At 61.9% G+C, this 12,384-nt stretch carries 10 protein-coding genes and 1 CRISPR repeat array (1 of these 11 only partly in view); of the genes, 1 reads left to right on the plus strand and 9 read right to left on the minus strand.

The features are described from left to right. Positions 1 to 113 precede the first annotated feature (113 nt). The 4 genes from dtd to FFA61_RS09435 all read right to left on the minus strand — a co-directional run bounded on the left by dtd (position 114) and on the right by FFA61_RS09435 (position 3,822). Positions 114 to 539: a D-aminoacyl-tRNA deacylase gene (dtd, locus tag FFA61_RS07800; protein WP_005963277.1), complete on the minus strand. Its 426-nt coding sequence runs from the start codon at positions 537 to 539 to the stop codon at positions 114 to 116. Beyond that, positions 539 to 1,702 carry a CAF17-like 4Fe-4S cluster assembly/insertion protein YgfZ gene (gene ygfZ, locus FFA61_RS07805; RefSeq protein WP_040313999.1) on the minus strand — a complete coding sequence of 388 codons (1,164 nt, stop codon included), beginning with the start codon at positions 1,700 to 1,702 and terminating at the stop codon, positions 539 to 541. The genes dtd and ygfZ overlap by 1 nt, the downstream gene beginning before the upstream one ends. Positions 1,703 to 1,989: 287 nt before the next feature. Next, positions 1,990 to 2,640, minus strand: coding sequence for a heme-binding beta-barrel domain-containing protein (locus tag FFA61_RS07810; RefSeq protein WP_005963273.1), 651 nt, complete (start codon positions 2,638 to 2,640; stop codon positions 1,990 to 1,992). Positions 2,641 to 2,850: 210 nt separating this feature from the next. Beyond that, positions 2,851 to 3,822: a hypothetical protein gene (locus FFA61_RS09435; protein WP_242600876.1), complete on the minus strand. Its 972-nt coding sequence runs from the start codon at positions 3,820 to 3,822 to the stop codon at positions 2,851 to 2,853. A 1,392-nt stretch (positions 3,823 to 5,214) separates the two neighbouring features. Here FFA61_RS09435 and FFA61_RS07820 point away from each other — a divergent pair. Beyond that, entirely contained in the window at positions 5,215 to 5,508 is a 294-nt protein-coding gene (locus FFA61_RS07820; RefSeq protein WP_131247235.1) for a hypothetical protein, read from the plus strand. Positions 5,509 to 5,803: 295 nt separating this feature from the next. Here the strand turns inward: FFA61_RS07820 and FFA61_RS07825 are convergent, their stop codons facing one another. The 5 genes from FFA61_RS07825 to FFA61_RS07845 all read right to left on the minus strand — a co-directional run bounded on the left by FFA61_RS07825 (position 5,804) and on the right by FFA61_RS07845 (position 11,194). Beyond that, positions 5,804 to 7,084 carry an adenylosuccinate synthase gene (locus tag FFA61_RS07825; RefSeq protein ID WP_005963267.1) on the minus strand — a complete coding sequence of 427 codons (1,281 nt, stop codon included), beginning with the start codon at positions 7,082 to 7,084 and terminating at the stop codon, positions 5,804 to 5,806. 477 nt (positions 7,085 to 7,561) lie between these two features. Continuing rightward, positions 7,562 to 8,824, minus strand: coding sequence for an ATP-binding protein (locus tag FFA61_RS07830; protein ID WP_005963265.1), 1,263 nt, complete (start codon positions 8,822 to 8,824; stop codon positions 7,562 to 7,564). Positions 8,825 to 9,085: 261 nt separating this feature from the next. Further along, positions 9,086 to 9,310, minus strand: coding sequence for a type II toxin-antitoxin system antitoxin (locus tag FFA61_RS07835; protein WP_005963263.1), 225 nt, complete (start codon positions 9,308 to 9,310; stop codon positions 9,086 to 9,088). Between the two features lie 69 nt (positions 9,311 to 9,379). Then, positions 9,380 to 10,342: an SPFH domain-containing protein gene (locus FFA61_RS07840; RefSeq protein ID WP_051057818.1), complete on the minus strand. Its 963-nt coding sequence runs from the start codon at positions 10,340 to 10,342 to the stop codon at positions 9,380 to 9,382. 387 nt (positions 10,343 to 10,729) lie between these two features. After that, the gene (locus FFA61_RS07845) at positions 10,730 to 11,194 is read right to left on the minus strand and encodes a hypothetical protein (RefSeq protein ID WP_131247234.1); all 465 of its coding nucleotides are present in this window, start codon (positions 11,192 to 11,194) and stop codon (positions 10,730 to 10,732) included. A gap of 582 nt (positions 11,195 to 11,776) precedes the next feature. Continuing rightward, positions 11,777 to 12,384: direct repeats of the CRISPR family, unit length 28 nt; unit sequence GGCTCATCCCCGCTCACGCGGGGAGCAC (it continues 3,264 nt past the right edge of the window).

A 12,384-nucleotide genomic window follows, 5' to 3' on the forward strand; every position in this document is an offset into this window, starting at 1 on the left:
GCTATCGAGCACTTCCTGCTGTGGCTCGTTTCCTACGCTCACTCCTTTCTTGCCGCCGCTCAGTTCCCGTCCCCACTCACTTCTGGTCTCTACCCGGGCCCCGTTTTCACCCCTCAAGCTTCAACAAGAACGGTGAAGGGCCCCGAATTGACGAGCGACACTTCCATCATCGCGCCGAAAACCCCGGTCTCCACATGAAGACCGCGAGCGCGCAGATCCTCTACGAGCGCGTTGACGAGGGGTTCGGCCTGCTCAGAGGGAGCTGCTTTCGACCAGGAGGGCCGCCGCCCCTTCCTCGTATCGCCGTACAGGGTGAACTGGCTGACGACGAGGATGGGAGCGTCGACTTCCATAACAGAACGCTCGCCTTCGAGAATGCGTAATTCGGCGATTTTGCGCGCAAGAGTCGCGACCTGTTCGCAGCCGTCATCTCGGGCGACTCCGAGGAGCACCATGAGTCCAGGCCCTGTGATCTCTCCGACGGTTGTGCCTTCAACGTCGACGCTGGCTCGGGCGACCCTTTGGATGACGGCGCGCATCAGCGGGCCCCCAAAGCGCCCAGGCCGCCGATCGGGGACACGTCGTGGCGACGCAGCTGCGGGTTGGCGAGTTCTGCTCCGGGCCGTTGCTTCGGGGAGATCGCGGACTTGCCATCAATGGGGACGATGAGTTCTTGCGCGGCGGCGATCCCATCGAGGTCGAAGACGATGTCGGCGGGCACATTGCGAGCGAGGAGGGCGAGGGCGATCGGCCCCATTTCCGCGTGGCGGGCCACTGAGGTGATGACACCGACGACGCGGCCCCGCCATTCAATGCGTGTTCCCTCGTCGGGCAGGTCCCCCCTGGAGCCGTCGAGTTGGAGGAAGACGAGCCTTCGCGGTGGGCGTCCGAGGTTGATGACGCGAGCGATGGACTCTTGGCCTCGGTAGCAGCCCTTGTTCGTGTGGACGGCGGTTCGCAGCCAATCGAGTTCAGCAGGGATGGAACGGGCGTCGGTTTCCCATCCGAGACGAGGACGCCACGAGGCGATGCGCATCGCCTCCCAGGCGAGCATTCCCGATGGGCGGCGATTCGGGTCTGCGCCGAACCATGCCCTCGTGAATTCTTCGGCCTTCTCACGGGCGACAAGGTGGAGGCGCATTCTCGAACGCAAGCCAGGGTGGGGGCCTTGGAAGTACTCGGTACCCCCTTTAACGGTCCCGGGCCAGGGATCGGCCCAGCTCAGGAGGAGGCCGTGCAGGCCCTGGGCCGTGTCCGTGTCACTGCCCGCGCTCGCGAAGAGCGTGTATTCGCGGCAGATTCTCACCTCGACTCGCAAAGCGAAGCGCATGGAGTCGAGGAATGCGGCGAGGCCCTCGGTGTCGTGGCCCTCGCAGATGAGCCAGGTCGTTTCCCCGTCGTCCGCGACTGCGGCGGCATGTTCGATATGCCCTTGGGGGTCGAGGACGAGGAGTTCTTTCGAATCGCCTGGCCCCATGCCGGTGATGATCTGGGAGGTGATGGAGGTGAGCCAGCTGTGACGGTCTGTGCCGGAAACGGCGATGATTCCCAGGTCTGCGCGGTCCACGAGGCCGCGTCCCTCTTCGAGGGCCCATTGCTCGCCCGAGGGGTCCGAGTAGTGCAGGGCGATGGGACGGGAAGGGGCGGGGCGAGGGGAATCGGTGAATTCGCAGCTGAGGACTGCGCCGGGCAGGCGCGTCATAGGGGAACGCCATTCATCCGAAGGTGCGGCGGGCGCTGGGCTTGTGGATTCGCGCTCTGCGCGTGCGTGTCCTGTGGAGGCTGGACCTGCGAGCTCAGCGCCCGTAATCGTGGGCGCCGCTGCCCCTGCGGACTCAAGGACCGCAGGATCTGGGCCTTCTGCAAGCCTTGAGTCTTCGGGCGCTGGGCTTGTCTCTTCAAGACCCTCAGCCCCAGGCCTCGTCAATATCTCGGATTCGAGGGACTCAGGCTCCGGGCTCACAGGCTCTTCAGGGATGGTGTTCACTTTCATTCACCGAGCCCGCCCTCGGCCTCAGTGTCGATCCCCTCGACCGTCTCACCGGATTCGGTCGTCGCCTGGGCGACGCGCATGAGTCGGCCGGACATCTCGACCTCGGCCTCACTGGAGGTGAGAGTGCGTTCCTGAGTCCACATGAGCTCACCGGCGACTAAGCCGTACATTCGCCCGAGGTGCTCGACCTCTTGAGCTCCCGCTCCGCGTGCAATCGCATCCGAGACCATTTGGACACGAGGACCCACACCGACTCCGGCCCACAAGACACCAAGAGCGTTCGTTGTCGCCGAGGTCGCAGTGAACTCGCGAGGCACATACTCTCCCGGCTTGGGAAGGACCCCCGAACCGGGAAGGACGGACACGTACATCGACTCTTCAAAGATCAAGTCCCCGCGAGCAATATTCGCCAATCCCGTGGCCGCATCCCACACCGGGTCGATCTGAACATCCGCTTTCGGAACGCCACGGTAGATCGAGGTTGTGAGAAGCATCTGCTCTCCGCAGATTGTTCCCGTGATCTCCTCGATGACGGCGAAGTCCTCGGCCTCGTCGAAGCCGGAGTGCATGCCCCAGCCCTTCCAGGTTCCGAGCATCCAAGCGAGAGGGGCGAGAGAAGCGGGAAGATCCGCGGGAATGACCATCATGAGCACAAGGGTAGGGCCTGAGCGTGCCCGCTGCGATCTTGCAGGCCAATCCTGATACGCGCTGAGCACGTGCGGTAAAGGGATGAGCCCGGGGCGATGTCATGGGCTGCGCACAGAGGATCGGCATCTAGCGATGCTTCTGGCGGCGAGGGGCCGCCGACCGAACGCAATGACCGGGGAGAAGAGAGAGCCCAGGGGCGGGGCTCCGACTCAGATTCCCCCGATGCGGACGATCGCGTAGATCGGAGTAGCGGCAACCAAGAACTTCGCCGCTCCTCTGGCCAGTGCACCCAGGGGTGGGCGTCGCATAATGTGATCGCCAAGGAGCCCATCGAGGACGATCACGGATAGCGCCACCGAAAGTCCCGCGATGCCTCCGAGGAGAAGGACTGCAGACAGGCGGCCGAAAACGTGGGTGACTCCCGGCAAAACGATCGGAGTGACGGAGGTCATCATTCCAACACCCCAGAAAGCGCTCGCAGCAATGACTCCCGCGAGCACTCCGGTCCCCAGGGCACCAAGGGACTGAGAACGGTAGCTCGAACCGATCTGGTCACCCCAGACGACGGCCGCAATAATGATCGCTGCAATTGGAATGATGATCTCCCATTGGTTCAAAGCGTCGAGCGCTACCCACGCAGTGCCGCTCATGATGAGCGCCTGAGCGGCGATCGCATGAGAAAGGACCAAGTAGTTCGGCATTGAGGAGTCAACAGGGGTCGCGCGTCTGGGGGGTTGAAGGTTCCCGTCCTCCAGAGTCGAAGCCGGAAGGGTGGCTGAGCACGTGGATCCTCTTCCCCTTCCTTGTGAGGGATTTCCTTGTGGGGAATCGCCTGCTCGTTCTTCACGTGAACGGTCCCGTGGAGCCGGCAAGGACATCACCGTCGCCGCGATGAGGAGACTTGAAGCGACTCCCGCCACTGGGACAACCGAACCGAGATTGTGCGTATAGGCGACCATCAGGGGAACGAAGAGGGCTGAGAGAGCGAGAACTCCGATAGTCGGCACAGGCAGTTCAATACCGGTCAGAGCATTCCATCCCAGGGCGAGGGCGAGGCCCGCGACAACGATCACTGGGGAAAAGCTCCAGGCTGCGCCGGGCAAAGCCCAGGCTGCAATTGTGAGCGCGGAGAAAAGGAGCACGCTGAGGGCCGATACTCGCATTCCCGAGTCGATCGGCATGCTCGTGCTCGTGAAGCCCTCGATTGGAGTGGATCGCCTACGGGGAGCGGAGGCGCTCTTGGCAAAGGTGCTTTCATCTTTCCGCCTCTTCCGACGCGGAGAGGTGGCCTCAGCACTGTGCGGAGTAGAGCTTTCAGTGTCGAGGGAAGCGGTGTGCTCATTGGTGGGCGGAGCATCACTCTCACTGGTGAACCCTGTGGTGGTCCCGCTGATGGGCCGTGCGGCGTGGTCACTGACGGGCGGAGTAGCACTCTGAGCGTCCCGCCAAGGAAAGCTCTTCGGATCTTGTGGAGTTGCACGTTCAGCGCTCTTGCTGGTGAGCGCCGTAGTGCCCTGAACGTCCTGCGGAGTGGCGCGCTCAGCGTGGAGTGGCGCAGTGTCCTCAGCGTCGAGCGAAGCAGCACCCTCAGCGCCTACCTGTGCCGTGCGCCGACGCACCGGAGCAAAAGGCGGCATACCCAAGCCCCTAGCCCCACCCACAGATGAAGACTTTCCAGGTGGAGCAGAAGGCGCTTCGCCCAGCAGCACGGCATCCCAGTTAGTGCGCGGAGCAGCGCTTTCAGCGCTACGCGGAGCATCTTGCTTCGCGTAGCGCGCCGTCTCGATTGACGCCTCGGCCTCGGCAGCCAGCCTCGCCCTCGTCATTTGAGCACGCGAGGGGAAAGGGTTCTTGGCCGAAGAATCCGAGCGGGTATCCATGTCCTTCATCGTCTCATGCGGATGCCCTCATTCCCCGCGCTGAGGCATCCATCAGGCAAAGGAGCGGCATTCAACACTCATGTGCCGAGCGGCACGCCACGGCCTCCTGAGCGGATCCAGCTGAACAATCAGGTCCACGTGGGATGATCCACGTTCTCCACGACCCGCGAATGGGCGTGAACGCGTATGCTTGTGCGCGCACCGAGTCGTTAAGCCCCGGGCTCCACACTTCGCCGCTACGAGCGGCCTTCGCGCCGACAGGCGCTTTCGGCTCGGTGCCCCACTTTTCTGCCACTCCCCTGGCCCTCGCCCTCGAGGCTTGAAAAGCACCTCGCCTCGCTTCACAAGCACCTCATTCTTCGCCAGACTCCTCACGGCCTTCGACCTCTTCAGTGCAACGCTCTGCGCAAAATCGTCCTCGACTGTCAGTGGAATCCCACATGGTCAGGAGCTTCGCCCCCTCTTCGACGCAGCACTCACGGGTCTGGTACAACGCTCTGTGCAAAAACGTCCTCGACTACCAGTAGCGTCGCGCATGGGCACGAGCTTCTCACTGGAGTCCCACATGGTCAGGAGTTTCATCCCTCTTCGACGCAACACTCCACACCTAAAGTGCAGCAATGACGCAATGAAGTGCGCGCTCGCCGATTTTCCCGGTGCGCGATGGCCGACTGCTACCAAGGATTGACCGATATGGATTTCATCGTTCCACTCCTCGTTTACGGGGTTCCCCTTGCAGCGATATTCGGTATCGCAACGTGGGCGGTGCATCACAACAATCCCCGCAAGGCATCGCAGCGCGACCATTACCGCAGCGCCTATGGTCTTTCCCTCGAGAGGATGCTCGCTGAAAACCCCGTCGAGCGCGCCGAAGTCCTCCAGGTCCGAGATTCCTCAAAATCCGGAGAAATGGCCGCAGTCCGCTACGTCATAAAATGGGACCCCATTCCCCTCGAAATCGCCATCCAATTCGTCCGAGCACTCTAAGGAGCACCCTAAAAACGCGACACACCATCAATACGACAGCCCAGGGGGACATGACAGTTGAAGCCCCCACGGCGGGTCACGACAGTTGAAGCCTTTACGGTGGGTCACGGCAGTCGAGGCACCTACGGTCGGGACCCACTCGCCGATCGCCTACGGCCAAGCCCTACTCGCCAGAAAAGCTATCGCCAAGGTCAGTGCCGTCGACACAGTTCGCCATCAAGGCCCGTTGCCACGGGTCGCCATCAAGACTGTGGCCAGGGCTCGCTAGTAGGGCTGTCGCTACGGCTACTCGATCTCAGATCAACGGGTACCGGACAATCGTCGCCTCACGGCCAGGGCCCACGCCGATCGACTGAATCCGGCACTTCGACAACTCCTCGAGGCGCGCGATGTACGCCTGCGCATTTGCGGGCAACTCCTCGAAAGTCCGGCAACCGCTGATGTCCTCATCCCAGCCCGGCAGCTCCTCATACACCGGAACAGCCTTCGCGAATCCAGCCTGATCGAGCGGCATCTCCTCAGCGCGCACACCATCAATCTCGTAAGCGACGCACACGGGAATCAACGGATAACCAGACAGAACATCAAGCTTCGTTAAACAAATGTCAGTGAGCCCATTGATGCGAGTCGCGTAACGGACAACAACCGCATCGAACCAGCCCGTTCTACGCGCACGCCCTGTCGTGACGCCGAATTCTCCACCCTTGATGCGCAAAGCCTCCCCGACCTCGTCGTCAAGTTCAGTCGGGAAAGGGCCCTCTCCCACTCGAGTCGTGTACGCCTTGGCGACGCCAATAACCCGGTCGATACGGGTCGGACCAACCCCGGCGCCGGTCAAAGCACCACCCGCAGTCGGGTTCGAGGAAGTAACGAAGGGGTAGGTGCCGTGGTCGATGTCGAGCATCGTCGCCTGGCCGCCCTCGAAGAGGACCGTATCTCCACGATCGAGCGCCTCATTGACCTCCAAAGACACATCGCACATCATTGGGCGGATGCGATCCGCGTAAGCGAGGAGCTCTTCGGTCACAACCTCCGGGTTGAGGGTCTCCATGCCGACAGCGGCGAAAATCTCGTTCTTCGGAGCGAGCGCCGCCTCAACCTTCTCAGCAAGGCCCTCAGGATCAAAGAGATCCTGGATGCGAATGCCAATACGGTTCATCTTGTCCGCGTAGGTCGGGCCGATCCCACGGCCAGTCGTCCCGATCTGATTCTTCCCACGGGCCCGCTCATTGGCCTGATCCATGAGGCGGTTGTAGCTCGGGATGATGTGCGCATTCGAGGAAACCTTCAGACGCGAGCAGTCCACGCCACGGGACGCCATCTCATCGATCTCCTGGAACATGACCTCAATGTCGACAACAACGCCGTTACCAATGATCGGGGTCACGCCCTCGGAGAGGATTCCCGCAGGCAAAAGGTGGAGGGCGTATTTCTCTCCATCAATGACGACGGTGTGTCCGGCGTTGTTGCCGCCGTTGAACTTCACGACATAGTCGGTGTTCTGACCGAGCTGATCGGTCGCCTTGCCCTTACCCTCGTCGCCCCACTGGGCGCCGAGCACGATGACGGCTGGCATTGGAATCTCCCGCGATTTCGATGTAGGCGCGACGATGGCCGCACCGCGGGTAAGTCTACCGGGCTCGAATCCTCAGCGTCGCCGCACGAGCAGGGCATCCTGGTTGCCCGTCGAAAGCACTGTGAGACGGCAAAAAGCGGGGTATAGACACTGCGACGCACGACAATCAGAAGCGGGGTATGAGCACTGCGAGGTGCAGCCCGGCGAAGGCTCGGCTGATAGGCCCGGTGGGCGGCGGCGACTTCCCTAAGCTGTGTCGCGAACGAGCCCCCAAGTGGAGGGTTTGACGACAAAAGGAGGGACTATATCCCCTCCAATTGCCGCGAACCCCTCCACTAACGGCCGAAGCGCACTCACTCAGAACCGAACAACAGACCACCTGTCTTCGATGAATACCCAGGCATGGTGCCGGAGATGACTGCCCGGGCACACCACCAAGGGGTCAATACCCCGAGGGAGCGCCGACGCGATGCGGAGCTACGGGCGGAGCACCGCCAGGGGAATCACCCAGACCCCATCTGTGCGCCGAATGACCGGCCCGGATGGAATGACGACGACGAGGGCGCTCGGGCTTCGCTCGATGTGGGAGGCGACTCGAAGAAGGTTTGCTGCGGCCTCGTCAACTGACAAGTGCGAGAGCTGAGCCTCGACACCGATCCAGTCTCCAGAGCGGGACTCGATGATCGCGTCGATCTCAAGGCGCCCCTTGCCATCTCGCAGGTGGAAGACTCCGCGAGCGCGGATCGATTGCGCGTAAACACGCAGTTCATGCACCACCAGTGATTCGAAGAGGATGCCGAGTGTTTCCGGGTCCGATTCGAAGCGTTCGGGAGCACCCCCGAGAAGGCTCATCGCCAATGAGACATCGGCGAGGTGGCGCTTCGGTGTCTGCACGAGGCCGGCCTTCGAACGCAAACGGGGAGACCACGCCGGTTGATCTTCGACGAGGAAGAGTCGGCAGGCGAAATCATGGAGAAGAGGAACAAACTGCTCAGAGGGCTCTCCTTGGGAGATTTCTCCGATCCTTCTTCTGACAGCCGCAAAGGTCGCAGGTTGGGCGATCAGCCCTGCGTAAGCTCTGAGGAAAGCGCCGAATCTGCGGGGATCACGTCGCATTCCCGCGACGATCGGATAATCGTGTTCTTCTATCTGCTCGATGTAAGCGGCGACTTTATCTGCGGCGTCTTGCGTATCGAGGCCGAGGAATCCTGGCCATCCCCCGGATGCCATCCAAGAGATGTAATCGGTGACGCTCGCATCGACCTCGCCCCTCACTTCAGCTGTTCCCTCGAACAGTGATGCGAGAGAAAGATTCCCTTGATTGAGTCCGCGTTCATAGAGGGACATCGTTCTCATTGTGAGTCGACGAATCCGCCCCGCCCCGGAATGGCGCAGGGAGTCTTCTTCCGGAGTTGAAGAACCAGTGAGGATGAACTGCCCCTTCTGTCCACGATCGTCGATCTCGTGACGTACGAGGTTCCAGATCTGCGGTAGCGACTGCCATTCGTCAATGAGTCGGGGAGTGTCGCCAAGGAGAATCTGCCCAGGAGCAGAGCGCAGAAGATCCATCGTGGTGCCCGCAACGTCCAAGCTGATCTGAGAGCCGCCAGCCGCGTTCACAGCATGACGCGCCGTCTCAGTCTTCCCGCAGGCTCGAGGTCCACAGATCTCGACAGCCCCCGATGCGCGCAGTCCTCGCTCCAGCTCGGCATCAACGAGGCGCGGAATGTACGACTTCATGAACTCAGACTAGCAAGATATGCGGAATTTTCCGTATCTCATATTTGGAATTTTCCATATATGACACGGGATCTTTCCGCACTGCTTGCGGGGTTCACCTTGGAGTTGCCCCTCCGCATCCTCATCCTTGCGAGGGATACCCCGCCTTCACTCTCACCCGATGGGGAATGCCCCACCTTCACTCTCACCCAGCAAGGGTGCTCGCGCCTCCTCACTCCGAGGACGAGCCCTCCCCTTGCCTTTGCGAGCCCCGCTCAACCCTCAGCCCTGCGAAGTCGCCCCGTCCTCGTCCTTGCGAGGCCTGCCGCGCCCCCGCATGGGGGCGGCTTTGGCCTCCCTCCCGGCATCTTTCAAGGCCCTGCGCAAGACGACCTCGATCTGGGCGTTCACCGAACGCAGCTCGTCGGCCGCCCACTTGGCAAGAGCCTCATGGACGGCCGGATCGAGCCGGAGCAGGACCTGCTTGCGCTCACGCTTCTCAGCCATGGCCCGCACCCCAGAATTGCGCCAGAGCCTCAACTTCCGAAGGCAGCGACATCATGATGAGTGCTCACCTCAGTACAGCGAACCGGCATTGACGACGGGTTGCGTCCTCGTATCGGAACAGAGGACCACGAGGAGATTGGAGACCATCTGGGCTTTGCGCTCGTCGTCGAGCTCAACGATGTCGTTATCCTCCAGACGTTTGAGTGCCTGGTCGACCATCGTGACCGCGCCCTCGACGATCTGCTCGCGGGCGGCGATGACGGCTCCGGCCTGCTGGCGTTGGAGCATGGCTTGGGCGATCTCGGGCGCATAGGCGAGGGAGGAGATGCGGACCTCGACGATTTCGAGGCCCGCGAGGGCGACGCGGTTGGCGACCTCTTCGGCGAGTTCTGCACTCACGAGGTCGGTGCCTCCACGAAGCGAGGTCTCACCGGGGCCGGGCTCATCGTAGGGATGGGTGGTCGCGACGTGGCGGAGGGCCGACTCGGCCTGTGCCTTGATGAACTCCTCGTACTCTTCGACGGCGAAGACGGCGCGCGCAGTGTCGGCGACCTGCCAGACGACGATCGCCGCGATGTTCACGGGGTTGCCGTCTGAATCGTTGACTTTCAGCTCGTTCGTCTCGAAGTTGTGGACCTTGACGGAGACCCTTTTGCCGTTTGTCAGTGGGGGCACGAGGACGAGGCCGGTGCGGCGGACGGTGCCGATGTATTTCCCGAAGAATTGGCGCACGGAGGTCTGTCCGGGCGAGATGACAGCGAGGGAAGTCATGAGGATGAGGACGAGCAGGAAGAGGAGGATGCCTGCGATGATGCGGGCGATTCCGCCAGGTTCTTCCGCGTCGCTCATGACCGCACCGATGATGAAGGTGTAGATGGAGTAGGCGAATCCGGCGAGGAGAAGCAGGGCTGCGGGAAAGGCTGCTGCGGAGCTGATCGACGCTGCGGGACGTTCGGCAATGTCGATTCTGGCGGTGACACTGGTGGGGTCGTTTTCCACCTCGGGATCGACGATTGGGGCCTGGGTGTTCATGGGGACCTCCTCGAAGAGCCTCGCTGGCCGCGCCGGATGCACAGCTTCAAGCAAGGCAGCTATCAACTTCAAGCAAACCGCTTATCAAAATGATATCTATTTTTTCGGAACGCGCAAGCCCTAGCTCCGCTACCCCAGGAGTCGCCCTGTCGTGGCTCGCTGCGGCTTGGCGCTTCTTGCATCGACCAGCGTCCTGAGTTGGGGCGCTTGGTTTTGGGGAACTCTTCTTCCCGGCACGTTCGTACTTCCGGCAACCACGAACTTCCGGATGCCTCGCACTTAAAGCAGCCTCGCATTTCCGGCAAGCACGCACGGGAGGTCGGGAGCCCGTTCTCCCGCGCGCATGAAACGCTGAGAGACAAGGCAGCCACAGAAGAGCTTCCCTCCTTAATGAGGGAGAGTGCCTGCGGGGAAGTTGCCTTCCGCCGCCGCCATCTTCGCCGCCAAACGAATCATGGTTCGCGCGTCCTCTTCGCTAACCCCGCTGCGTCGCTGATAACGCGCACAGGCAACATGAGCTTCGCCAGTCCACAGCATTGCGACCTCGTCACTATTGATCGGAGGCAAGCCACGGCTGATGAGCTGCCGGTATTCACGATCAGCCTCTTCGGCCTCGTCGGCTACGCGTTGCCCAGAAGCGAGAACCATCATGAAAGCGGCGACGAACGCAACAGCCTCCATCCTCCGGTAGCCCGCGTTCTTCACGAGGACGTCGACAGCCCCTTCGACATCTCCTGCTCGCACCGCGACGGCCAGTTGACCGGAAATCTGTACCCCGCCCGGCATGGCTTGGAGGCGTTGCCAACCTGAAATTGCGAGCTCGCGCGCCTCATCAACCTCTTGCGGACTCAAGGAGCGCTCCAGAGCATTCACATATTCACGCACTCGCGAATCAGCGGAAGAAACAGACGAATGCTGCTCACTCCCGCTCGTCGCGCTACGGCCTCCCGTCCGAGGGGCGGCGAAAGGACGGGTCCGCGCCTCGGTTCTGCGATTCTCTTGCACGGGCGGCTGCTCAGGGATCAGATCAACCCCATAAGTGCCTTTCAACCTCGCCCACAACGATGACATGAAAGCCCTCAACCCAGATGACACCCCCCTATTTCATCACGTTCCGAAGAAGTTGGGATTTTGCAAAACCTGCCCGTGAGAGGCTGCGGCGTTGTTAGCTGTGATACAGATGTTAACAATGGGGTCTGGTGCAGGTCCTGGTGACACATGATCTGGTCGCGCTTTGCGCAGTTGTGACGATTTTGCTCGTGCCCAAGGCTTATCTCAAAAGGCGGAGCGAAGGGCTTGTACAGGTTTTCCCGAATGGCGAGCCGGTCCCTCAGATCGCCAAGGCCTTCGCTACCAAGGGCGCAATGCAGACGGAGTCATCCCTACTCGCGCGGAAAGCACCTGTTCCTGAACATCCCGGACACCCAGCAGGCCGATTCATCCCCGCTCACGCGGGGAGCACCACCCAGCGCTATGCCGAACCTCCACACAACGCGGCTCATCCCCGCTCACGCGGGGAGCACGGCTATCAGGATGCGCGCCGAGCCCTGTATGCGGGCTCATCCCCGCTCACGCGAGGAGCACATCCAAAGCATCTTCACCGTCATCCAAGGCATCGGCTCATCCCCGCTCACGCGGGGAGCACGGCATGCTCGCCACCGTCCTCGTGTTCGTCCGGGGCTCATCCCCGCTCACGCGGGGAGCACTCCATGTATCGGGGATCGCGCGCGCATCGGGTGGGCTCATCCCCGCTCACGCGGGGAGCACACCCCATTGGCGTTGCAGAGCAGATCCGCAGACGGCTCATCCCCGCTCACGCGGGGAGCACAGTGTCAAGGTTTAGGCATTCTCATGTCCCACTGGCTCATCCCCGCTCACGCGGGGAGCACTGCCACCATAATTCAACCCCACTTTGCCAACTCGGCTCATCCCCGCTCACGCGGGGAGCACGAGCAGGGGAGGGGTGAGGGGCTGTGAGGGGCCGGCTCATCCCCGCTCACGCGGGGAGCACATCTCCGCTTGCGGTGAGATCGTCACCGAAA

Origin of the sequence: Schaalia cardiffensis F0333, from assembly GCF_005886435.1 — a bacterium.
Taxonomy (GTDB): domain Bacteria; phylum Actinomycetota; class Actinomycetes; order Actinomycetales; family Actinomycetaceae; genus Pauljensenia; species Pauljensenia cardiffensis.